The organism is Heyndrickxia sp. MSNUG (assembly GCF_049532715.1).
Lineage (GTDB): Bacteria > Bacillota > Bacilli > Bacillales > Cytobacillaceae > Mesobacillus.
Window position 1 is genome coordinate 3,382,942 of sequence record NZ_CP150978.1, and the last position, 22,531, is coordinate 3,405,472.

At 41.7% G+C, this 22,531-nt stretch carries 23 protein-coding genes, 2 pseudogenes and 1 other annotated feature; of the genes and pseudogenes, 1 reads left to right on the forward strand and 24 read right to left on the reverse strand.

Annotated elements, in window-relative coordinates; genetic code table 11:
* Nucleotides 1-450 precede the first annotated feature (450 nt).
* The 7 genes and pseudogenes from AABM38_RS17105 to AABM38_RS17135 all read right to left on the reverse strand — a co-directional run bounded on the left by AABM38_RS17105 (nt 451) and on the right by AABM38_RS17135 (nt 4,247).
* Nucleotides 451-588: a YrzI family small protein gene (locus tag AABM38_RS17105; protein ID WP_423407481.1), complete on the reverse strand. Its 138-nt coding sequence runs from the start codon at nt 586-588 to the stop codon at nt 451-453.
* 14 nt (nt 589-602) lie between these two features.
* On the reverse strand, nt 603-740 hold the full coding sequence (locus AABM38_RS17110; protein WP_335433143.1) for a YrzI family small protein: 138 nt from the start codon (nt 738-740) through the stop codon (nt 603-605).
* 14 nt (nt 741-754) lie between these two features.
* Nucleotides 755-892: a YrzI family small protein gene (locus AABM38_RS17115; protein ID WP_423407482.1), complete on the reverse strand. Its 138-nt coding sequence runs from the start codon at nt 890-892 to the stop codon at nt 755-757.
* Between the two features lie 14 nt (nt 893-906).
* Entirely contained in the window at nt 907-1,044 is a 138-nt protein-coding gene (locus AABM38_RS17120) for a YrzI family small protein (RefSeq protein WP_423407483.1), read from the reverse strand.
* A 392-nt stretch (nt 1,045-1,436) separates the two neighbouring features.
* Nucleotides 1,437-1,700 (reverse strand): YrhC family protein, encoded by a 264-nt coding sequence (locus AABM38_RS17125; protein WP_423407484.1) that lies wholly within the window; start codon nt 1,698-1,700, stop codon nt 1,437-1,439.
* Between the two features lie 490 nt (nt 1,701-2,190).
* Nucleotides 2,191-2,892, reverse strand: a complete 702-nt coding sequence (locus tag AABM38_RS17130) for a 5'-methylthioadenosine/adenosylhomocysteine nucleosidase (RefSeq protein WP_423407485.1) — start codon at nt 2,890-2,892, stop codon at nt 2,191-2,193.
* A 57-nt stretch (nt 2,893-2,949) separates the two neighbouring features.
* Nucleotides 2,950-4,247, reverse strand: a pseudogene (locus AABM38_RS17135) (amidohydrolase family protein).
* Between the two features lie 184 nt (nt 4,248-4,431).
* On the opposite strand from AABM38_RS17135, the gene AABM38_RS17140 reads away from it, so the two are divergent.
* Nucleotides 4,432-4,638 (forward strand): YrzA family protein, encoded by a 207-nt coding sequence (locus tag AABM38_RS17140; protein WP_423407486.1) that lies wholly within the window; start codon nt 4,432-4,434, stop codon nt 4,636-4,638.
* A gap of 46 nt (nt 4,639-4,684) precedes the next feature.
* Here the strand turns inward: AABM38_RS17140 and AABM38_RS17145 are convergent, their stop codons facing one another.
* The 17 genes and pseudogenes from AABM38_RS17145 to AABM38_RS17225 all read right to left on the reverse strand — a co-directional run bounded on the left by AABM38_RS17145 (nt 4,685) and on the right by AABM38_RS17225 (nt 22,524).
* A complete protein-coding gene (locus AABM38_RS17145) occupies nt 4,685-5,389 on the reverse strand; it encodes a YrrS family protein (RefSeq protein WP_423407487.1) in 705 nt (234 codons plus the stop codon).
* Nucleotides 5,390-5,501: 112 nt separating this feature from the next.
* Nucleotides 5,502-7,256 carry a peptidoglycan D,D-transpeptidase FtsI family protein gene (locus AABM38_RS17150; protein WP_423407488.1) on the reverse strand — a complete coding sequence of 585 codons (1,755 nt, stop codon included), beginning with the start codon at nt 7,254-7,256 and terminating at the stop codon, nt 5,502-5,504.
* 129 nt (nt 7,257-7,385) lie between these two features.
* Nucleotides 7,386-7,862 (reverse strand): transcription elongation factor GreA, encoded by a 477-nt coding sequence (gene greA / locus AABM38_RS17155; RefSeq protein ID WP_335376259.1) that lies wholly within the window; start codon nt 7,860-7,862, stop codon nt 7,386-7,388.
* A 205-nt stretch (nt 7,863-8,067) separates the two neighbouring features.
* Nucleotides 8,068-8,703 (reverse strand): uridine kinase, encoded by a 636-nt coding sequence (udk, locus tag AABM38_RS17160; protein WP_335433159.1) that lies wholly within the window; start codon nt 8,701-8,703, stop codon nt 8,068-8,070.
* A 3-nt stretch (nt 8,704-8,706) separates the two neighbouring features.
* The gene (locus AABM38_RS17165) at nt 8,707-9,975 is read right to left on the reverse strand and encodes a peptidase U32 family protein (protein WP_423407489.1); all 1,269 of its coding nucleotides are present in this window, start codon (nt 9,973-9,975) and stop codon (nt 8,707-8,709) included.
* Between the two features lie 26 nt (nt 9,976-10,001).
* Complete coding sequence (locus tag AABM38_RS17170; protein WP_423407490.1) at nt 10,002-10,931, reverse strand: peptidase U32 family protein; 930 nt, start codon at nt 10,929-10,931, stop codon at nt 10,002-10,004.
* A 5-nt stretch (nt 10,932-10,936) separates the two neighbouring features.
* Nucleotides 10,937-11,578 (reverse strand): O-methyltransferase, encoded by a 642-nt coding sequence (locus tag AABM38_RS17175; protein ID WP_423407491.1) that lies wholly within the window; start codon nt 11,576-11,578, stop codon nt 10,937-10,939.
* A gap of 280 nt (nt 11,579-11,858) precedes the next feature.
* Entirely contained in the window at nt 11,859-13,010 is a 1,152-nt protein-coding gene (gene mltG, locus AABM38_RS17180; RefSeq protein WP_423407492.1) for an endolytic transglycosylase MltG, read from the reverse strand.
* 478 nt (nt 13,011-13,488) lie between these two features.
* Nucleotides 13,489-13,776: a DUF1292 domain-containing protein gene (locus AABM38_RS17185; RefSeq protein WP_423407493.1), complete on the reverse strand. Its 288-nt coding sequence runs from the start codon at nt 13,774-13,776 to the stop codon at nt 13,489-13,491.
* 14 nt (nt 13,777-13,790) lie between these two features.
* Nucleotides 13,791-14,207, reverse strand: coding sequence for a Holliday junction resolvase RuvX (gene ruvX, locus AABM38_RS17190; protein ID WP_423407494.1), 417 nt, complete (start codon nt 14,205-14,207; stop codon nt 13,791-13,793).
* The gene (locus AABM38_RS17195; RefSeq protein WP_023627198.1) at nt 14,208-14,477 is read right to left on the reverse strand and encodes an IreB family regulatory phosphoprotein; all 270 of its coding nucleotides are present in this window, start codon (nt 14,475-14,477) and stop codon (nt 14,208-14,210) included.
* 77 nt (nt 14,478-14,554) lie between these two features.
* On the reverse strand, nt 14,555-17,188 hold the full coding sequence (alaS, locus tag AABM38_RS17200) for an alanine--tRNA ligase (RefSeq protein WP_423407495.1): 2,634 nt from the start codon (nt 17,186-17,188) through the stop codon (nt 14,555-14,557).
* A gap of 74 nt (nt 17,189-17,262) precedes the next feature.
* Nucleotides 17,263-17,476 (reverse strand) — a binding site (T-box leader).
* A 64-nt stretch (nt 17,477-17,540) separates the two neighbouring features.
* Nucleotides 17,541-18,619, reverse strand: a pseudogene (locus AABM38_RS17205) (AI-2E family transporter).
* A 262-nt stretch (nt 18,620-18,881) separates the two neighbouring features.
* Nucleotides 18,882-19,016, reverse strand: coding sequence for a YrzQ family protein (locus AABM38_RS17210; protein ID WP_335376268.1), 135 nt, complete (start codon nt 19,014-19,016; stop codon nt 18,882-18,884).
* A gap of 23 nt (nt 19,017-19,039) precedes the next feature.
* The gene (locus AABM38_RS17215; protein WP_207500111.1) at nt 19,040-19,231 is read right to left on the reverse strand and encodes a hypothetical protein; all 192 of its coding nucleotides are present in this window, start codon (nt 19,229-19,231) and stop codon (nt 19,040-19,042) included.
* Nucleotides 19,232-19,242: 11 nt separating this feature from the next.
* On the reverse strand, nt 19,243-19,719 hold the full coding sequence (locus AABM38_RS17220) for a PRC-barrel domain-containing protein (RefSeq protein WP_423407496.1): 477 nt from the start codon (nt 19,717-19,719) through the stop codon (nt 19,243-19,245).
* A gap of 327 nt (nt 19,720-20,046) precedes the next feature.
* Complete coding sequence (locus tag AABM38_RS17225) at nt 20,047-22,524, reverse strand: ATP-dependent RecD-like DNA helicase (protein ID WP_423407497.1); 2,478 nt, start codon at nt 22,522-22,524, stop codon at nt 20,047-20,049.
* Between the last annotated feature and the right edge of the window lie 7 nt (nt 22,525-22,531).

Sequence of the window (22,531 nt, forward strand, 5' to 3'; positions counted from 1 at the left end):
GTAACATTGACTCCGACCTTTTCTCCCTTAGTACACTCCATTAAATAAATCCTTATTAAAAGAGCATCAGCCACACTGGCTGATGCTCCTTTTTTGCGCTTATTCCACAGTGACTTCTGCAGCTACGATCAAACCAACAGCGCCGCAAATAACCAATCCCATGACGATTAAGAACATGCTCCACACCCCTTTATGCCTCTCCCATGTTTACTCCAAATTTAACATATAAATACGGTGTATAAAGGGTCCGGATGTGAACATTTTGTTACTAATCATTCGATTTCTTTTTCCTAAAAATAAGCGTTAACAGCAATATATGCAATGACATACGATTTCCTCCCAACTTAGGTTGTTAGGTGGTATCTTTCTCCACCCATAGGCTAGCCAGTCTTCTTTGAATTACAAAAATCATTTTCTTTCCACCTTTCTTAGTTTATTATTTCAAATGAATTAAAATGGGCGGATCATTGCCTGACGGCTTCTGTTTTCTTCCATCATTTTTTCTACCATTTCGTTATGGCGAATTTCTTCTAAACTTATTTTGCGTTTGTTAATCGTAATCGTGAAAAATAAGATACTTAGGGTCATTTTAGTCACCTCCTTTAAAACGGGCGCATCATTGCCTGACGGCTTCTGTTTTCTTCCATCATTTTTTCTACCATTTCGTTATGGCGAATTTCTTCTAAACTTATCTTGCGTTTGTTAATCGTAATCGTGAAAAATAAAATACTTAGGGTCATTTTAGTCATCTCCTTTAAAACGGGCGCATCATTGCCTGACGGCTTCTGTTTTCTTCCATCATTTTTTCTATCATTTCATTATGGCGAATTTCTTCTAAACTTATCTTGCGTTTGTTAATCGTAATCGTGAAAAATAAAATACTTAGGGTCATTTTAGTCACCTCCTTTAAAACGGGCGCATCAATGCCTGACGGCTTCTGTTTTCTTCCATCATTTTTTCTACCATTTCGTTATGGCGAATTTCTTCTAAACTTATTTTGCGTTTGTTAATCGTAATCGTAAAAAATAAGATACTTAGGGTCATAATCTAGTCACCTCTTTCTAGTGTCAAGTTGCGGTGTCAAGCCACTTTGACTTCTAAGCGCACCACAAAAAGCCGCAAGGAAGTATCCCCTGCGGCATAAATAGGCATAGAAAAGCCGCAGGGCACAATTCTCCCTGCGGCATGGATGTATTAGTTGTTAAAACAGCTTAAACAATCCAGTCCGTTCCGGTCGAATGTGTAATACGATATGAAGTTTCTGAGTTATTCCAATATCCAATCATGATCATTTCACTCGACCTCCTTCAAGATTATTTTGCTCACATTGGTAAGTATATCCACTTCCTAATGATTTGTAAACATTTTTGTGGTCTTTTTTTCCAAAAAAGTATTCGTCAAATTGTGCAAAAAAAAAACGCCCAAAAAATGGACGTTTACTTTTTCATTAAAAATTCCTGGCCTTCTTCCGATTCAACCAACTGGCTCCTGCATTTTTTTGCGATTGTGAAGAATAAAATCGATCCAGCAAGAAATACCATGGAAGCTCCTATTGCTATATAAATATCTGTCATGACTTTTGTTTCTGACGGGATAATAGTACCTAAATAAAAAAACACGCCAACTGTCAATAGGACTGTAGCGAACTGTTTATAATCTACCATTTTTTCATAGATGTGCTTAGCGTTCAATTCAATCACCTACATAATTTGTCTTAACCACATCCCTACTTTAACATATTTAAACCTTAATTTATTATGTAAATATTGGGATTTGAAATATCCGGGGATATTACCGAAATGTTATCGCATATAAAAAGCCCCTTATTTTATAAGGGACTCAGACGGTAGACAAACCCAATTAAAGCGAGCTTGTCTTCAGTTTTTCATCTTGGGTGGGAAGTAAAACAGTTCTGTTGATTTCCGTTCCAGGCGCTTCGCTTTCCGCGGGGCTGGCGCTGAGCCTCCTCGTCGCTTCGCTCCTTTGGCGTCTCATCTGTCCAGCTGCGCCCGCAGGACATTGAATAGCTTCCTCGAATCTGCCCACGCACGATGGAAATGCGTTAGCATTTTCGGAGGAGTCTGCGCACTTTCCACTCCAATCAACAGGTTTTCAATATCTGTTCTTTGATCTGTATCTTTGTCGACAAGCTAAGCATCTTATTCTATAAGGGACTTTGACCTCAGTAATTTACAAATTCCAATTCCTAATCATTTCATTAACGATTTCAAAAGAATTCTTTGATGCTAGTTTTGTGAATTCAAGGAAGTTAACATCTGCAGATCCATCGGCCTGATCAGACATAGATCGGATGATGACAAATGGAATCTCATTCATGCTGCAAACCTGTCCAACAGCAGCACCTTCCATTTCTGTACAAAATCCTTGAAGCTCCTCATGAAGAATTTTGACTTTATTCCGGTCAGCGATGAACTGGTCTCCTGAGAGAATCCTACCGCTGACAATCTTTTTATCCTGTACAATCTCTTTACTTGCTGAAATCGCCAGGTCAACTAATTTAGGATCCGCTTTGAAGACGGAAACCTCAGTGTAAGGAATTTCACCAAGCTTGAAGCCTAATGCGGTTACATCCATATCATGCTGCAGGCAATCAGTTGAAATAACAATATCCCCGATTTTCAGCTCTGGATTCACTGCTCCTGCGACTCCTGTGAAAACGATATTGGAAGCTGCAAATTCATCAATTAAAATCTGTGTGCAAACACTGGCATTTACTTTCCCTACTCCTGATTTGCATAGTACAATGTCATAGCCATTAAAAGCTCCCACATAAAAAGTAATGCCTGCTTTTTTCTTTTCATCATAATTGCTCATGGCATCCAGGATGTGCTGGATTTCCTCATCCATAGCACCAATAATTCCGATTCTCATACTCTTTACCTCCAAGTTAAATTACATAGATTGTTCTTTATGGGATTTATTCAAAACTTATACTGTCAGCATTTTTGACATGCGGTTTGCTTCAAAAAGAATTTTTTCTTCATCGATGGTTAAGAATTGGCGATTCTCCATGAGTTGCTTCCCTTTGACATAGACATCCTTTACATCTCTGCCCGACCCTGAGTATACAAGATGGGATACAGGATTATGTCGCGGGTAATAGAAGCTCTGATTTGAATCGATTACAATCAAATCCGCATCCTTCCCCTTCTCAAGGGAGCCAATCTTATTTTCCTGCCAAACAGCGGAAGCTCCATTAATTGTCGCCATCCTCAATGCCTGGACAGCGTTGACTGCAGTAGCATCTTGTGCCATCCCTTTATGGATTGTTGCTACGGCTTTTATTTCTTCAAATAAATCAAGGTTGTTATTTGACGCGACACTGTCGGTTCCAAGGCTTACTGTGATTCCTTTTTCCATCATGTTGCTGACAGGAGAAATTCCGCTGCCAAGCTTCAGGTTACTGATAATATTGTGTGAGATTTTCACATCCTTGCTTGCAAGAATATCAAGATCTGCCTCATTAACATGCACAGCATGCGCAACTAAGGACTGTCGGTCAAAGAAACCAAGCTTGTTCAGGTGTGCAACAGGTGTTTCGCCAAATTCCTCAATATTTTTGTCTACCTCAAATTTTGTTTCAGACATATGTGTATGCAGCGGAACATTCAGCTCAACCGATTTTTCGATGATTTGGGAAATATACTCTGGTGAACATGTGTAAGGAGAATGGGGGGCCAGCATCGTTGTTATTCGGCCATCTGCACCATAATTCCAGTTCTTCGCAAACTGCGCAGCTTCATTTAGCTTGCTTTGGCGGAGCTCCTCTGAGCCAAAACCGATGACACCTCTGCACAATACACCTCGAATCCCAGCAGCTTCAACAGCTTTTGCAACTTCGTCCATATTGTCATACATATCAACGAAAGTAGTCGTCCCCGTACGAATCATCTCAAGAATAGACAAGTATGCTCCCCATTTTGCATGTTCAGGGGTATATTTAGCCTCAAGCGGCCAAATTTTCTCTTCTAGCCACGTTTGCAGGTGCAAATCATCAGCATATCCCCTGAGTAATGACATCGATGAATGGCCATGGGTATTTACCAATCCAGGCAGGACGTAGTTACCTTTAAGATCAATTTTTTTTCGTATGCCGAGAGATCCTCAGGCGATTTGCCGACATAAACAATTCTTTCATCCTCAAATCCGATTGCCCCAGATTCGATCACTTCGTTTTCCGCGTTACAAGTAATGATTGTGCCGTTATATAATAACGTTCTTGCCATATTAATCTCTCCTATGTAAAATCACTGTTTTTGCATGTGTTTGGTATTATGTACTAGAATTAGATCAAACCCTCGCAAATATGCCCATCATTTTAATTTATCAAAAAACGTTTTATTTTTATAGAGATTTTGCTATTTTTTATTTATAAGTATAAAAATCAACTTTGGTATGAGGAGATTTATTATGGAATTCCATTTCGACTTAATTGAAGATAAGGTAGAATTTTTTGAAGCAATTGACTTAAAAACGCTTGAAAAGAATATAAACAAGCAAATAGAAATCAATAAAGCCATTATGCTGACAGTACACAATGTTTCTCATCAAATGCACATCGACGATAAGGGGAGACTGTTCTATTCAGCGGTTGTCCATTTCAAGGCAAAAAAGTAAAGGGGCCCCTCTCTCAGGACCCCTTTATCCAGCCTAACGCTGTCGATTATCGTTTATCGTTTTGGATCAATTCTTCTACCTTTACCGGCTTCCAGCCCTGGCCATCAACCCATTCTATAGCTACCCTGTAGGTTTGATCGCTGCCTTTTGCAGAAACAGTGCCTAATGCTGTATTTGGTGCTCCATTATTCTGATTAAACCAAACCGTCATATTGTTTTTATCAATTCCGGTAGCATAAGAGTATGCCAAGATCATTTCTTGCCAATCTACCGAATTCTGGTCAAAGACGGGAGCATGTTCTCCAGACTGAGTGGTTCCGACTGGCTGCCAGCCCGGATTCTCGATTGTCTGTTTTACATTTGCATCACTTCCGCCTTCAGTCACCACAGGATCGCCTAGGTCTTCACTGTCTTCTGATTCTGCAGCACCTGAATCATCTGCAGTACCATCATCCGATTGCTCTTTCTTTTCTCCATTCTTATCTTCATCGGCTTTTTCACTGCCGTTGTTATCCTTGTTATCCTTGTTATCCTTTTTGCCTGAAGAGGCAGCGTCTTTTTCATGTTCTGAAGTAGCATTTTTGTTGTCCGCTGCTTCTTCATCATTACTGAAAAAAATGTTTACAGAAACAAAGACAATTAATAAAATAACGACAACAATCAAGGTATTTAAAATAAGGTTGGTTTTTCTTCGCTTTGCCCTTGTTCTTGAACGGGCTCCCTCATTCAGGTTGTCATAATCATTTTTCAAGGTCTTTCCCTCCCTTATAAGGTTGTCAACATTCTACCATGACTGAACACAAACTTGAAGGATTTTATCTTTATCTAATTAGTTACCAGCCAATCAGCCCTCAGGTCATGAGTCATTCCTGATTATAGTCATAGACGGCTTTTACTATATCAGCAAACAGTGGATTCACGCCACCTTCATCATCTGGCACTCCTAAATTAACTGCAACAAGTGCATATTTTGGATTTTGATATGGAAAATAACCTGCAAACCATTTGTTGTGAAGCTGCTTTTTCCCATCGTAAATTCCAGTCTCTGCGGTTCCGGATTTTCCAGCCACAGCATATGGCAAATCCTTGAACCACCTACCTGTTCCATGTTCATTTACAACTACTTCCCTCAAAAGCTTTTGGAGCTTCATTACTGTATATGGTGATATTCTATCTCCTTTAAGCTTTTCCTTTGGAAACTCGGTCATTTCCGCACCATTCTGGTACTGGATCGATAGAACGGACCTCACCATATCCTTTTCTCCTCCGCGCGCAATCGTCGCCATCATATTCGCAACGGCCAATGGAGATACCCTTACCTCATGCTGTCCAATTCCGGATAAGGCTGAAAAGTTACGGTCCTTTCGGGCATCCTCGGATACAAAAATTCTGCCTTCCTCTTCATCCTGCATTTGCTGAAAGTTTTCCAGGTGGAATATATCCCCTTTCCAGCCTACACCACCTTTAACTGAGAGCATTTCTGCATATCTTTCCAGAATGGTTGGATCTTTCTCCTGCAGCTCTCTGGCGATATCTCCGAATGTACGGTTGCAGCTTCTCGCAAAACTTTCAGTAAAATTGAGCATTCCATGATCGTATTTCAAATCAGGTTCTCCATTTAACTTTTTGCTGCAATCAAACTTCCGATTTGGATCATCAAGCCCGGAATCTATTGCTGCCGCCGCGACAACCGTCTTAAATACTGAACCAGGGATGTGCTGCTTAACCATCATATTCTCTATTCCCTCGTCGCTAAATGGCGCTTTCTTATTGATTTCCGGCCTAGATACCATTGATAGCACGCTATTGGTTTTGATATCGAGCAATACTACTCCGCCTTTTTTTATGTCATACTTGTCTACTGCTTCTTCGACAATCATTTGAAGATCCTTATCAATCGAGGTCTGCACGTTGATTGGATAAAACGGATTCGCCGGTTCAATATACTTAACATTAATTCCAAAAAGCGGTGCTCCTTCACCATCCACATGGTAGACAAGCTTCGATTTCCCTTCTGCTACGAGAAATTCATCAAAGCTTTTTTCAAGGCCTGAGAGGCCAATCAATGTCCTCGGAAGGAAATCCTTCTCCCCGTATCGTGATTTCAGCAGGCTCTCGTTTTCACCAATAATGCCAAGCAGCTGAGCCGCAGGGATTTTATCCAATGGATACTTACGCTCAACAGCAAACACACCGGGGATTTTCATTTCATTAATTGCATCCATCTGGCTTCTGGTGAGAATCACAGGATCCGGATCACCGTACGCAAAGGGCTCCTTTGATTTTTCTACCGCATTCTTAAGTGCATACTCCGATACACCTATTGTCTTAGCAACCTGATGTACCTGCCAGTCCATCTTTTTTAAGAAAGGGAAAAGAACAAGGACCGATGACGTTTCATAGGATAAGGGATTACCGGAACGATCAAGGAAATTTCCCCTGCCATTGTCAACCACCATTTCCTGTGATCTTTGCTTGACACTTGCCTCTATCAAATTAATTTCGTGCTTTGAAAATGATTCTGTATCAAGAAGCTGCAACTCTGCCAGCCTGAACAGAAGCAGGCCAATGCCGGCAATACAAATGCTGATCCAGACAATCATTCTTTTCCTGCGCATAAAAAACACCTCGTCAAAAGTTTTGACGAGGTTTCGAAGTTTCAAACTGTTAAATTAGAACAGCATGAATAAATTTATTATATTGCGTGAACGTGTATTTACTATTTACTGCATGCTTGTTTAAAAAGCCTACTTAATAGATGTGATACGGACGCTCATTTCACCGCCAGGAGTCTGAACGGAAACTTCATCTCCAACTTTTTTACCCATTAAGCTTTTCGCAATCGGAGAGTCATTTGAAATTTTCCCTTCAAATGGATCTGCTTCAGCACTACCTACGATGGTGTAGGATTCTTCATCACCATCAGGAAGCTCTACGAAAGTGACAGTACGGCCTAAGCTAACTGCATCTGTACTTAATTCGCCTTCCTCAATGATTTTTGCGTTGCGGATCATATTCTCCAGAGTTGTGATACGGCCCTCAACAAACGCTTGCTCTTCTTTTGCAGAATCGTACTCAGAGTTCTCTGAAAGATCACCAAAGCTGCGCGCAATTTTTATTCTTTCAACAACTTCTTTACGTTTAACCGTTTTCAACATTTCCAATTCTTGTTCCAGTTTTTCTTTCCCAGCTAATGTCATAGGAAAAACTTTCTCTGTAGCCAAAATCCTTCACTCCTTCTAGTCTTCACAATTCCCCAAAAAATAGATTGTGTAATATTATATTATGTAACCTGAAAAATATACAGGAGCGCGTCCTTTTTAAGGGCGCGCATTAAAAGAGAGTCCAAAAATGGACCATTAAATTAATCCGGACTAATAGAAGCACTGATTAAGTACTTCTAAGTCCAGCTTTATCTATGCTATTGTGTCACAAAAATGATTTTTGTTCAAGAATTGTTTGAATTTTTGTTACCATTAGGTCGATTGCGACATGATTATGGCCGCCCTCCGGAATGATAATATCTGCATAGCGTTTAGTAGGTTCAATGAACTGGTTGTGCATTGGCCTTACCACATTTACATATTGTTCAATGACTGAATCCATAGAACGGCCACGCTCTTTGATATCACGAAGCAGTCTGCGGATAATGCGCAAATCTGCATCTGTATCTACATAAAGCTTCATATCCATCAGGTCCCTTAATCGCTCATCTTCAAGAATCAGGATTCCTTCTAGAATGATGACATCCTTCGGTTCCACATCAATGATTTCACTTGACCTTGTGTGGATTGCATAATCATAGACAGGCTTCTCTATTGGTTCATAGCGAAGCAGTTTTTCGATATGCTCTATTAGAAGATCATTGTCAAATGCCAGCGGATGGTCGTAGTTAGTCTTTAAACGCTCTTCCATTGGCAAATGGCTTTGGTCTTTATAATAATAGTCTTGTTCTAACATCAGGATAGAATGGCCTTTAAAGCTATCAATGATCGCTTTCGTGACGCTGGTTTTCCCTGAGCCGGAGCCGCCGGCTACACCAATTACAACAGGCTTGCGGTTCATCTCTTACTTCTCCTTCCGCATCATGTTATTTGGGTAGACAGGCTTGTCCATCTTGAACTTAACGATTTGCAGAGGATGGCGGGCAACATCAAGTTCATTGCCGTCTTCATCCCAGATTTTTTCAACCACGTGGGTAAAGTTCTCGATTTCAGGTCCAAAGAATTCAACTTCATCGCCTGGCTTAAAGAAATTTCTTTGTTGAAGTGTCACCATTTGGTTTTCATTATCATAATCAAGCACAAGTCCAGCGAAGTCAAATGTAGTCTTCTTGCTATGGTTTCCAAACATTTGCTCTTTATACCCAGGAACTCCCTCGAAGAAAGCAGTTGCTGTCTCACGGTTCGCACATTTATCAAGTTCTTCAAGCCACTCCTGCTTAATGACAAAGTTCTCTGGATCCGCACAATAAGCATCAATCACTTTACGATATACACTTACAACAGTTGCAATGTAGTGAATAGATTTCATTCGGCCTTCAATTTTAAGGCTGTCAATGCCAATCTCGATCATGCGAGGGATTGATTCAATCAGCTTAAGATCTTTAGGGCTCATTGCAAATGGTGCATCGCCTTCACCGAACAACGGGTTTTCTTCATTACCTTCCTGTGTGTACAAATCGTAATCCCAACGGCATGACTGGCAGCAGCCGCCCCGGTTTGAATCGCGTGCAGTCATATGATTGCTTAAAGTACAGCGTCCAGAATAAGCAATACACATTGCACCGTGGATGAAGGTTTCGATTTCGATGTCAACTTTTTCCTTCATTTCCTTGATCTCATCTGCACTAGTTTCCCTTGCAAGAACAACGCGTTCCAGGCCTTCTTCCTTCCAGAATTGAACAGCCTTCCAGTTAGAAAGTGATTGCTGCGTGCTCAGATGAACCTCGATTTCAGGAGCAACCCTGCGGCATGTTTCAATGATTAATGGGTCAGCCACGATAATACCGTGAACTCCTGCTTCCTTTAATCCCATTAAATATTCTTCTAGTCCATCTATATTTTCATTATGGGCAAAAATATTAGTCGTAACATATATCTTCGCGCCGTATTTCTTAGCAAATTCGACGCCTTCTTTCATTTCCTCAAATGTAAAGTTATCTGCGTTTGAACGTAAACCATACTCCTGGCCGCCAATAAATACGGCATCTGCACCATAATGAACGGCAATCTTCAATTTTTCAAGATTTCCTGCTGGAGCAAGCAGTTCTGGTTTTTTCACAATCACACGTTTTCCGTCAACAATCTGTGAAATCTTGTCTGTCACTGCTGTCATGACGCTACCTCCTTATATTCTAACTTCTAGTAAACAGTCTCTTTAAAGAAGAATCCAGTATCAAGCGGGCGGTTTGGCGGCTGAATTTCTTCCGCTGCAGCCAGCAGCCCCTCTTTTTCATCTTCGTATTGGTCAGGTTCTTCTACAGCCAAATCAATCGCTTTGCGGTAAAGCTTCGTTACTTCCAAAATATATTCTGGACTCTTAAGAATTCCATCAATCTTAAAAGAATCGATCCCTGCTTCAACAAGCTCTGTCAGCTCATCGATAATACAGATATCATTTGGGCTCATGATATGAGTTCCATTTTCGTCTTCAAAAATAGGATATTTGTTTTCACGCTCTTTATCATGAAGGAACATATTTTGTTCCTTTTTTCGGTTTTCGACTTCCATCGCCTTGCCCTGATATTCGAAATAATGACCAAGAAGCGGGCGTTTGGATTGGAACATGTTCATCATTCCGTGAACCTGGACCTCAATCTCTACCTCTGCGTTTTCCTTCATTTCAACAATCGTATCCATATTAATTTCTCTGGCAAGTACGGCCCTTTTTGCACCTTTTCTACCCCAGTAATTGCATGTATACCAGTTTGTGCCTGTTGTTTCCGTACTCCAGTGCAGCTTCAAGTCCGGTGTGTGTTCTTTAGCAGCCATCAAGACCGCGGGGTCACCAAATATAACAGCATCCACATTGATTTCCTTTAAGAATGTCAGATACTCTCCCAGCAACTCAATCTTTTCATTATGGAAAAGTGCGTTCATCGCTACGTAGACTTCCTTGCCTTTGGAGTGTGCAAGTTCTACTGCTGTTTTTACATCGTCACGTGAAAATTCACCAGCAAGACGAAGTCCAAATTTTTGTTCTCCGACAACAAACGCATCCGCTCCAGCTTCAGCTAAAGGAATAATATCATTTACACTGACCGGTGTTACCAATAATTCAGGTTTCTTCATTCCGCTCACCTCTTCTTACTAACCGCTACACCATCGCCAATCGGAAGTATGATCGTATCATACTCTGGATGACTGGACAGCCAGCGGTTGAATTCATCTATTTTTTTCACAAGACTGCGAATCCTCTTGCTTTCAATCACCTGATCATCATAAACATGGCCCTTGAAAAGCACATTGTCAGTAATGATCACCCCTCCAGGCTTAAGTAACCTGGAATAAATTTCAAAAAATCTCCTGTACTGGCCCTTGGCCGCATCAATGAAAATGGCATCGAATGGAGCATATTCGCTGACTTCCTGTTCCAGCTCCAATGCATCTCCTTTTACTTGGACAATTTGTCCCCGCAACCCTGACCGTTTGATATAATCTACAGCCAAATTAAAACGTTCCTCATCCCGTTCGAGTGTCACGATTTTTGTTGCGGGAAGAGCAAATGCCATCCTGAGTGCTGAGTAGCCAATCGCTGTGCCTACTTCAAGAATCACATCAGGCTGCTGAAGCCGCAAGAGCTGAAGCATCGTTTCAATCCCTGCTGGCTCCATGATTGGGACTCCATTGGTTTCCGCGAACTCTTCCATTTCAGCAAGCAAGCCCTGTCTCGGCAGTATAAGAGAGTCTATATAATCCTGCAGCTTTTCATTTAGCAAGCTGCCCTCACCTCTATTCAATGGCTATAAAATTAGCCAGTGTGTAAATCTATATTGCCCCAGGAAAATAGACCTTGGAGCATGAAAAAAATAGCGTTCACAGGATAAGAGAGGCAAACTTCAGTTTGCCAGAAACCTAACAAACTGCTTCTTCAGCCAGGTTAGGCCATAACTCTTAATTCTGTAATGCACGCTATCATCTCGAGAAAAAAACACTTGAATTATTTTACCACAATAAGAAGGGAAATGCTAATCTTTCTGCATCTCCCTATAGGTATTACTATTTTTTGCTTGTGATATGTTCATTCTTTTTACGATTGTGCTCTTCCAAAGTCTTAGAGAAGAGAACCTCACCAGTAGATGTTGCAAGGAAATACAAATCGTCTGTGTCAGCAGGTGCCAGTGCCGCTTCAATTGACACTACACCTGGATTGGCTATTGGTCCAGGAGGTAATCCTGTGTATTTATAGGTATTGTAAGGGTCGTCGATTTCGAGATCCTCATACAGTACCCGGTCTTTATGTTCTCCATGGGAATAAAGGACAGTCGGGTCAGTTTGAAGCATCATTCCAGCTTCCATTCGATTGTAGAAGACGCTTGCGATTTTATCGCGATCAACCTTTTCAGTTGCTTCTTCTTCGATCAGCGATGCCATCGTCATCACCTGATGGGTCGACATTTCTTTCTCTTCCATCTGGCCTTTGAAATCACCCAGTACTACCTTAGTTTTACTGAGCATGACCGTCACGATTTCTTCGACCGTTGGCTTCTCCGAATAGAAAGGATATGTCGCCGGGAATAAATAGCCCTCTAGAGGATATTTGACCTTTTCATTCAAGATTTCCTCTGTCAGTACATCAGGATATTTCCCCATCATTTTCTTTACAAATTCTTTATCGTTCAGCTGTTTAAAGATTTGTTCCTGGTCCTGCTGTGTTTTTTCAGCAATGATTCCAGCAATTTGTGACAGTTGTTTGCCTTCTGGTATTGTGATTTTCATGACCACGTCCTGCATGACTTTCCCCGTTTTTAAACTTGAGATGATTTCAGGAATGGTCATGGAAGGATTCATTTTATAATCTCCCGCCATGAAACCGGACTCATTCTTAAACTTCACGTAATATTTAAAAATCCTGGCATCTTTAATGACACCTTTGTCCTCTAGTATTTTTCCAATCCCACTAGTGGACGAACCGATTGGAATCGTTACATTGATATTTTTCTTGCTGTTTTCATCAACGGGCTTTAATGCGGATTTTATATAGTAATAACCGCCTCCGCCCAAGGCACCAATCATTAGAATCGCCACGATGGCAGTGATGAAAACAATCCTGCGGACAACCCTTGCTTCTTTCTGCTGCTCGATTAATTTCTCAGCAATTACATTTTTTTTGTCATTATTAGAGTTATTTATATTTTTCTCGTCAGACATAAGCTCCCCCTCCAGTCACAGGGCTAATCACCTGGATACTCTCTATTTTCACATCTCGCACCATTATACTATATTTTATATTTTTATTTGCAAATAATTACGAAAAAATACCTCAAGCGACAAATTAACCTATCATCCGACAAGAAAATCATAAAGAAATGGCATTCGATTAGTTTGATGATTTTTTTAAAACTGCTTATTAACTTGAATCCTGCTTCAGGCGCTGGCTTATAGTGGGGATGACATTCACGAGTGAAATATCACCTAAGTTATTCTGGGAGCGTACCCATCACCATTCAGGAGAGAAATATTCCGTTGAGATGTTCTCGGCGGGATTCGCCTTTTGCGAGAAAAAATATAATTTTAATTATAAAACAATAGAAGCTGGTGTAATGCCTGCAGTAGTTTTGAGAGAATGCCATTTGTAAACGTATATAAAAAAAGACCAGGCCGCATTTAGCCTGGTCTCTAGCATGGTTTATTCTTCGTCTTGCTCAGCAAGGAACGTTTCAAGCATTTCTTCAATCATATCCCATTCTTCATCAGTTTCGATAGGCATCAATTCGCCATCCTGTTTATCTTCAGTTGGCATAAATGATGAAGCGTGGATTTCAATTTCCTCATCGTCGCTTTCATCTGCACCGATTGGATAATATAAAACATAAGACTTGCCGAACTCTTCAGAGTCAAATGTAAAAAGCACTTCACATAATTGTTCGTTACCGTTTTCATCTACTACTGTAATGTTGTTTTCTCCGTGATCCATTAAAGTCACCTCATTTAATTTTGGCTATTAAGATAGCCTTGTAGAATCATTACTGCCGCCATTTTATCAATGACTTTTTTACGTTTTTTTCGGCTTAAATCTGCCTCCAGCAAAACACGCTCTGCTGCTACTGTCGTTAAACGCTCGTCCCAAAGAATGACAGGAACCCCAAAACGTTCTTCCAATTCACGGGCAAAGAATTGGCTGGCTTCGCCTCTGGGTCCGATTGTGCCATTCATGTTTTTAGGCAATCCAACGACAACTTTGCTGACTTCGTACTCTTTTATTATTTTACCTAATTCATCGAAACCAAACACATTTTCTTCTTCGTTTATTTTCAATGTTTCAAGTCCCTGAGCAGTCCATCCAAATTCATCGCTCAGTGCAACGCCGACAGTTTTTGAGCCGACATCCAATCCCATCGTACGCATTTATTTCCCCTCTCGGTGGTTCCTTAAATAGGATTTAACCAATTCCTCGATAATTTCATCCCGTTCCAGCTTGCGGATGATATTGCGGGCATCCCGATGGCGGGGAATATAAGCCGGATCGCCAGAGAGCAGATAACCGACAATCTGGTTGATCGGGTTATATCCTTTTTCCTGCAATGCTTCATAGACCTGCAGCAGGACTTCATTCGCATCATGCTCAAAAGGCTCTTCGGGAAAATTAAATCTCATCGTTTTATCAAACGAGCTCATCGAATGCACCTCACTTCTAAAAATGGAAGGCAAAATCTTCTTAGATTACCTTCATTCTACACTACTTTCCCTTTATATCAAATTGATTTAACCCATTCTTCGGCAAATTGAATCGCATTGTCGAGTTTTGATGGGTCTTTCCCGCCAGCTTGAGCCATATCTGGACGGCCTCCGCCGCCTCCGCCGCAAATGGATGCTGCTTCCTTGATCAGTTTTCCTGCCTGGTAGCCCTTGAGTATCAAATCATCTGTTACAGCAGCAATCAAATTCACTTTGCTTCCATCTGTCGTTCCAAGAAGGATGACAGCTGAACCCAGTTTTTGCTTCAAATCATCAGCCATATTTCTCAGGCTGTTCATATCAGCAGCCTGAACACGAGCTGCAAGCAATTGAACACCATTCACTTCTTTTACTTTAGATGCAAGGCTTCCTGCTTCAATATTACCCAATTTTGCAGCAAGAGATTCATTTTCGCGCTGAAGCTGCTTCATTTCAATCAGCATTGTATCAATTCTGTTTGCTACTTCCTTAGGAGCGGTCTTTAATTTTACAGCTGCATCTTTCAGGATCGCAATCTGATCGTTCAGCACTCTGTAAGCTGCCTCGCCTGTCACAGCCTCAATCCTTCGTGTTCCCGCACCAATACCGCCTTCAGAAACAATCTTGAATAATCCGATAACAGATGTATTAGGAACATGGCAGCCGCCGCACAGCTCTAAGCTGTAATCTCCAACTTTGACAACGCGTACGATATCGCCATACTTTTCGCCAAACAGAGCCATAGCTCCCATTTCCTTAGCTTCAGCAATTGGTTTTAAGCTTATATCCACCTGGATGCTTCTCCAAATTTTCTCGTTCACGATTGCTTCTACCTTTTCTAGTTCTTCAGCTGTTACCTGGCCAAAGTGGGAGAAGTCAAAACGGAGTCTGTCAGGTTCAACAAGTGATCCAGCCTGGTTTACATGCGTTCCGAGAGTATCTTTTAATGCCTGATGAAGCAGGTGTGTTGCAGTGTGGTTTTTAATGATTTTCGCGCGGTTGTCCTCGTCAACTTTTGCTGATACTTCCAAACCGTTTGTGACTGTGCCTTCTTCAACCACTGCGTGATGCAGGTTCTGTCCATTAGGAGCTTTTTTGACATTTATTACAGATAATCTTACTCCATCAGCTATAATCGTACCTTTGTCAGCAATTTGTCCTCCGCTTTCTGCATAGAAAGGAGTGACATCCAGGATAAAGTGGATTTCTTCACCAGCAGCTGCCTCTTCTGCAAACTGTCCGTCTTTCACTAGTGCAACGATCTTGCTGTTTGATTCAAAAATATCGTATCCTACGAATTCGCTGCTAACTTTAATGTCGCCAAGAACTCCGCCCTGGACCTGCATGGATCCTACATCCTGTCGTGCAGCCCTTGCTCTTTCACGCTGAGACTCCATCTCGACCTCAAAGCCTTCATGGTCAACCTTCATGCCCTCATCTTCGGCATATTCCTCCGTAAGTTCAACCGGGAAGCCATAAGTATCATAAAGGCGGAAGACATCCTCGCCCTGGATCATGCCGCTGCCTTTTTCCTTTTCTTTCTTGATAAGATCAGAAAGAATTGCAAGACCTTCATAAAGTGTTTCATGGAAACGATCTTCTTCATTTTTAATGACCTTTTGGATAAAATCGGTTTTTTCTTTTACCTCTGGATAGAAATCATGCATGATTTCACCAACTACAGGTACTAATTCGAACATGAACGGACGGTTGATGTTCAATTTTTTTGCATATCGGACAGCGCGGCGCAGCAGTCTGCGGAGTACATATCCTCGGCCTTCGTTTGATGGAAGAGCACCGTCGCCGACTGCAAATGCTACCGTACGGATATGGTCAGCAATGACCTTGAATGCTTCATCCTTTTCCTTTGAAACGCCATATTTTTCACCGGAAATCTCTTCTGTACTATTGATGATCGGCATGAACAAATCAGTGTCAAAATTGGTTGGAACGTCCTGGACAACTGAAGCCATACGCTCTAAACCCATTCCTGTATCAATGTTTTTCTTCGGTAGCGGAGTGTATGTGCCATCCGGATTATGGTTGAATTCGGAGAATACAAGGTTCCATACTTCAAGGTAACGATCATTTTCGCCGCCAGGATATAATTCCGGATCTTCAGGGTCATTTCCGTATTCTGTTCCTCTGTCATAGAAGATTTCTGTATTCGGTCCGCTTGGTCCTTCGCCGATATCCCAGAAGTTTCCTTCAAGGCGGATAATACGTTCTTCAGGAACCCCGATTTTTTCTCTCCAGATGTTGAATGCTTCATCATCTTCTGGATGAATTGTTACTGACAGCTTTTCTGGATCAAACCCAATCCAATTTTTATCCGTAAGGAATTCCCAAGCGAATTCAATCGCTTCAACCTTAAAGTAATCACCAATTGAGAAGTTTCCAAGCATTTCGAAGAATGTATGGTGGCGTGCAGTTTTGCCGACATTCTCGATATCATTTGTACGGATTGATTTCTGTGCGTTTGTAATTCTTGGATTTTCAGGTACGACCCGGCCGTCAAAATACTTCTTCAAAGTCGCAACTCCGCTGTTAATCCATAGCAGAGATGGATCGTCGTGAGGGACGAGTGAAGCACTTGGTTCGATGGCATGGCCCTTTTCCTTAAAAAATTCAAGATACATTTTTCTGATTTCAGAACCTGTTAGTTTTTTCATATACACAACCTCCTAAATCGGTCAAAATTAAGCATTTCAGGGATTTTAGGCAACAAAAAAAGCCCTCATCCCTGGACAGGGACGAGAGCTTGCTCGCGGTACCACCCTGATTATGAACGCGGAAAACGTGCGCCCATCTCTCAATAACGCCTTAACGCGGCTGCTACGGCAGGTTTTTCCTGCACTCCGGAATAGCCTTCTGTTATCCTTCATCGGGAATTCTTCCAGCCCATGGAATTCCTCTCTTAACGATGGTCTATAACATACTCGTTCCTTCTACATTTTGCTAATTATTATTCTATAGCCGAATTATATATAGCAGTTTTCAGTTTGTCAAACGACTTCGTAAAATTTATGTCGGCCTTTCTTTTTTTCTTTCCAAAATAATATGGTCTTTCGCATGGATAAGGGCAGCTCTTAATACTACTAGAACCGGCACAGCAAGAATTAATCCTAGAATCCCGCCAATTTCTCCCCCAGCCAGCAGAGCAAACATGATCATGAGCGGGTGCATATGAAGACTTTTTCCAACAATTAAAGGAGATAGGATATTTCCTTCTAAGAATTGCAGAGAGAACACAATCGCTACGGAGATCAGCACCATTTTTACCGACATGGTTGCTGCGATAATAACTGCTGGTACAGCACCGATGATTGGCCCGAAATACGGGATTACATTCGTGATGCCGACAATCGCCCCCAGCAGAAGTGAATATTTTATGCCGGCGATCCAAAAAAGATCGTTGACAAGACCCCGATCACGAGGCATACAAGCAGCTGCCCGCGTATATAGCTTCCAAGCGACTTGTCAACATCATGAAGGAACTTTGTCCCCGACTGTCTCCACTGCCGCGGCGTGACATACCATGCCGCCTTTTTCATTGCATCGAAATCTTTCAGCATATAAAAGGCAATGAACGGAATGACTGCTATCGTAAGGATTGAATTGATGATATCCATCAGGAACGTCATTACGCCGGCAAGCACCCCATCCAGCCAGGTCTCCATCCGGTTGATGCCATCCTCGATCCTTTCATGGATGCCAGCGGGCCATGACGAAGTCTGGTCCATGATGTTATTGACCATACCTTTATACTGCTCCGCAAAATATGGTGCATTTTCAGCAAGATCCCTCAGCTGATGAATCAATGCCGGTATTCCTTTGTAAAAAGCGAAGCCCATCCCGCCAAAGAACAAAATATAAATGATCAGGATTGCAATTCCGCGATGGAGCCCGCGCTGATGGAGGCCTTCCACTATCGGGTGAAGCAGATATGTAATGAACGCCGCGACAGCAAATGGAACAAAAAGCGTAAAGAGCACTTCCAGGACAGGCACCCATAATGCCTGGAGCTTGACAAAGATATAGAGAACAATAAACAAAAGGAGAAGAAATCCAAGCCGGTAATACCATTTCATCTGGATATTCATCCGTTCCACCATCCTACCTGTTTATTCTTGGAAGAAAGAGGGGCGATTATACATTTTTAGCCCGAGTCCAGATCTTTATATAGCGATGTTATTGATTTTATAGCGAAAAACGCTTTTTTAAAGCGATAATTTAAAGAATATAGCTAAAAAAAATTTTTTATAGCGAAATTTTCTTTGTTATAGCGAATTGGAAATTTCGTCTTATTTTTTCCAACTTGAATACAAAAATCCCCTGCATAAAATACAGGGGATAGATTTTATTCTAAAATAAAGCTCTCGCCACTTTCTTAGACATCCTTTTCATTTTCCTTCCAGACATCATATTGTTGTTGGAAGCATAATTATAGGCTGCCATACCAGCGCCAAATGCAATAACGGAGGTTAACATTTTATTCATGTGTTTCACCTCTTCAATTTATTTTACATGCCATATTGACGTTGATCTTCATCAAACAAGTCGTCAAGGGAGCTTAATGTTCCATCCTCCTCGACCTGGTGGGTATGGATTAGACCTTTGGATAAAGACAGTTCAATAAAGCAATTCCAGCAATAGTATTGGTTTATTCCAATTTTGCCGATATCCTTGCTTCTGCAATTGGGACAACTTAACATACAGGGACACCTCATCTCGATTTGACAGTGACGATGATGGCATCCTTTCCGATTGCAGGCGGACCAATGGACTTGATCACACGCTTTCCATTCGTGATATCCGAAAAAAAGCCATCCGTTAATTCGTACCCTACAATCGTTCCCAATTCTTCCATGAAATATACGTCGTCTACTAACCCTAGCTGCTCTCCTTCCTCAGAAAGGAGCAGTTTCCCTGCAAGGCTCTGGTTGTGTACAAATGTATATTCAGGTTCTGTCTCCATAGGTTCCAATGCTGATAGGTCTTTTACCATGATCCCATCGCAGCCAAAGGAAGCAACATTGGCTACCTTGACTTGACACATTTTCTTAATGAACGCACCTTTTTTAACAAGTAAGCCTACTACGCTTCCATTGCTTGAAATGCTCACATCACAAACTTCGCCCAGTTTTTGCCCACTTGCCAATTCATACACAGGAAGACCCTTTAATCGTGAAAATGTCCGCAAAAGTGTGTCCCGCCTTTCCGAACATTTTTAGTTTCCGCTCTAATCCTGGAATTCATGAGGTGTAACGTTTTCCATCAGGCTTGAAGATTTTGTTCCTGAAGGGTTTTAGGGAACTGCGCCACTGGTGACAAATAGAGACATATCTCCCGAAAGGCTTGGATTTCTGCTCCTATGGCCTAAAAAGTCTTTTTAATAGTCTGCTCAATACTTCAACTGGTATTAAATTGATCCTAACTCGTATTATAATCGAGCCAACTCGTATTAAATCGATTCTAACTGGTATTATCAAAAAAACCCGCTATTTAATCAGCGGGTTTCAGATATTTTTCAGCTTCCACGTTCCTCCATGAAATCGTATGGAGTGACATTCTCCATGCCAATCATCGGGTCTGCGTTCTTAATTATTTCTAAGTAATTAATTCCCTCTTCATTTGCACTCTCTTTTGCCCCTAGATTTACTACCTTCCGATCAGAAGAATCAACAGAAAAAATCTCTTCCTTTGCTTTTTCTTCTCCACCAATCTCAGGAAGCATCTCAACGAGCTTTTCGACTAGTGTTGTATTCCGCTCTGTATCTTCTCCGCGTTCAATTCCCATTTTCAAGGCATCCTCTTCGCCTACCAGAATCAGGAATTGTTTGCTTCTAGTAATCGCAGTATAAATCAGGTTCCGGCGCAGCATTCGGTAGTAGCTTTTCACGACAGGAAGAACGACAATCGGAAATTCACTACCCTGGGATTTATGGACGGAACAGCAATACGCATGCGTAATTTGTGATAAGTCTGGCCTGTTATAGGTGACCTCAATGCCATCAAATGAGACAATTAGCTGGTCTTGTTTTTCGGTATTTTCCTTTGCGTAAAAAATAGCGACTACTTCTCCCATATCGCCATTGAACACATTTGCCTCAGGCTGATTCACAAGCTGCAAAACTTTATCGCCAATCCTGTATTTAATATCTCCAAAAGCCAGTTCTTTCCGCGAACCATCGGGATTAGGGTTAAACAACTCCTGCAAAAGCTCATTCAAACGGTCAATTCCCGCAGGTCCTCGGTACATCGGCGCAAGGACCTGGATATTCCGCGGTGAATACCCCTTCTTCTTTGCATTGGCAACGACCTTTTCGACTACCTGGGGAATCTGGTTCGTATTGCATTTGATAAAAGAGCGATCAGGCTTCTGTACGGAAATATCACCTGGAGATTTCCCTTTTTTAATTTGGTGCGCCAGTTCGATGATGGATGATCCTTCTGCCTGACGGTAAATATCCGTCAAACGAACCGTTGGAACCCTTCCGGAATCGAGTAAATCTTTGAGCACCTGACCAGGTCCTACAGAAGGAAGCTGGTCTTCATCGCCAACCACAATTACTTGAATATGGTCTGGCAGTGACTTGAATAATTGATGTGCAAGCCAGATATCAACCATTGAAGTTTCATCAATAATCAGAAGCTTGCCCTCCAGAGGCTGGTCCTCGTTATGTTCAAACCCTGATGCTCCATTCCAGCGAAGGAGCCGGTGGATCGTCACGGCAGGCAGCCCAGTTGATTCAGTCATTCGCTTTGCGGCGCGGCCTGTAGGGGCGGCAAGCAGGAATGGATAGGGTTCTTCTTTTTTATAATCCTTAGGATCCAGTGAACAGCCATGCAATTCGGCATACAATTCGACAATCCCTTTTATGACAGTGGTCTTCCCAGTTCCTGGTCCTCCTGTCAAAATCATCATCGGCGACATCAGTGCTGTCTGGATCGCTTCCTTTTGGCTTGGACCGTATTGGACCCCCAGTCGTTCTTCCAGATTACCAAGGGCAAGCAGGAATTCCGATTCAGGAAACTGGTTTTCATATTCTGTCTGTTCAAGGATTCTTTTAATATTTTTCACAAGCCCTCGTTCTGAATAATAAAGGGATGGCAGATAGATTTTCTGTTCCTCGGCAATCAGCTTGCCTTCTTCACCTAACTGAATCAATTCTTTGGAGATATCTGTGAACTCAATCTCGATATTTTGGTTGTCTTCTAAAAGCTTTTTCACATCGACCAGTAATGACTTCGCTTCCATAAAAACATGCCCGCCTTGTAAGCTCGAACTTTCAAGAGTATACAGGCAGGCAGCCTTTATACGGTCTGGATGATTGCCAGTCAACCCAAGCTGGCTCCCAAGCTCATCCGCTCTCCCAAAGCCGATTCCTTCAATGTCCTCGACGAGTTTATAGGGATTGTTCTGGATCACTTCGATTGCCTGCTCTTTATATACCTGGTAGATTTTCATCGAGAGCTGCGGACCAAAGCCATATTGATTAAGTGCCACCATTACCTGTTCAAGTCCCTGGTGCTCCATCAGTGTATCGTATAAGTCCTTAGCCTTTTCAGGTGCAAGCTTTGGAATCTGGTCAAGTACTGAAGGGTTCTCAATAATTCTTGTTATCGCCTTTTCTCCAAGTGTTTCCACGATTTTCTCGGCTGTTTTTTTACCTATTCCCTTAAAGAGTTCACTCGATAAATAGCTGACGATGCCCTGTTTTGATTGCGGTAAATCCTTTCGAAAATGAGTAGCCTGAAATTGTGTTCCGAATTTCGGATGCTCTTTCACTTCACCAAAAAATATGTAGGTTTCCTGCTCGTGGACACGGGGGAAATAACCAGTAATGACCGCTTCCTTATCCTCATACTGTTCATTCGTTTCCTCGACCCTGATCCTTAGTACTGTGTAAAGGTTTTGTTCGTTATGAAAAATAGTGACAAGGTGCTTTCCCTTCATGAACTTTCCTTGCTCTGAAAACAAATCAAGCGAGTCTTGCTTATCCAATGGATTT

Coding starts and splice junctions, on each gene's coding strand:
- AABM38_RS17110 (WP_335433143.1), bottom strand. CDS start 740: ATGACCCTAAGTATTTTATTTTTCACGATTACGATTAACAAACGCAAG.
- ruvX (WP_423407494.1), bottom strand. CDS start 14,207: ATGCGTACGATGGGATTGGATGTCGGCTCAAAAACTGTCGGCGTTGCA.
- alaS (WP_423407495.1), bottom strand. CDS start 17,188: ATGAAAAAACTAACAGGTTCTGAAATCAGAAAAATGTATCTTGAATTT.
- AABM38_RS17215 (WP_207500111.1), bottom strand. CDS start 19,231: ATGTTAAGTTGTCCCAATTGCAGAAGCAAGGATATCGGCAAAATTGGA.
- AABM38_RS17120 (WP_423407483.1), bottom strand. CDS start 1,044: ATGACCCTAAGTATCTTATTTTTTACGATTACGATTAACAAACGCAAA.
- AABM38_RS17210 (WP_335376268.1), bottom strand. CDS start 19,016: ATGAATAAAATGTTAACCTCCGTTATTGCATTTGGCGCTGGTATGGCA.
- mltG (WP_423407492.1), bottom strand. CDS start 13,010: ATGTCTGACGAGAAAAATATAAATAACTCTAATAATGACAAAAAAAAT.
- AABM38_RS17165 (WP_423407489.1), bottom strand. CDS start 9,975: ATGACAGCAGTGACAGACAAGATTTCACAGATTGTTGACGGAAAACGT.
- AABM38_RS17195 (WP_023627198.1), bottom strand. CDS start 14,477: ATGAGCTCGTTTGATAAAACGATGAGATTTAATTTTCCCGAAGAGCCT.
- AABM38_RS17150 (WP_423407488.1), bottom strand. CDS start 7,256: ATGCGCAGGAAAAGAATGATTGTCTGGATCAGCATTTGTATTGCCGGC.
- AABM38_RS17140 (WP_423407486.1), top strand. CDS start 4,432: ATGGAATTCCATTTCGACTTAATTGAAGATAAGGTAGAATTTTTTGAA.
- AABM38_RS17185 (WP_423407493.1), bottom strand. CDS start 13,776: ATGGATCACGGAGAAAACAACATTACAGTAGTAGATGAAAACGGTAAC.
- udk (WP_335433159.1), bottom strand. CDS start 8,703: ATGAACCGCAAGCCTGTTGTAATTGGTGTAGCCGGCGGCTCCGGCTCA.
- AABM38_RS17130 (WP_423407485.1), bottom strand. CDS start 2,892: ATGAGAATCGGAATTATTGGTGCTATGGATGAGGAAATCCAGCACATC.
- AABM38_RS17105 (WP_423407481.1), bottom strand. CDS start 588: ATGACCCTAAGTATCTTATTTTTCACGATTACGATTAACAAACGCAAA.
- AABM38_RS17170 (WP_423407490.1), bottom strand. CDS start 10,931: ATGAAGAAACCTGAATTATTGGTAACACCGGTCAGTGTAAATGATATT.
- AABM38_RS17115 (WP_423407482.1), bottom strand. CDS start 892: ATGACCCTAAGTATTTTATTTTTCACGATTACGATTAACAAACGCAAG.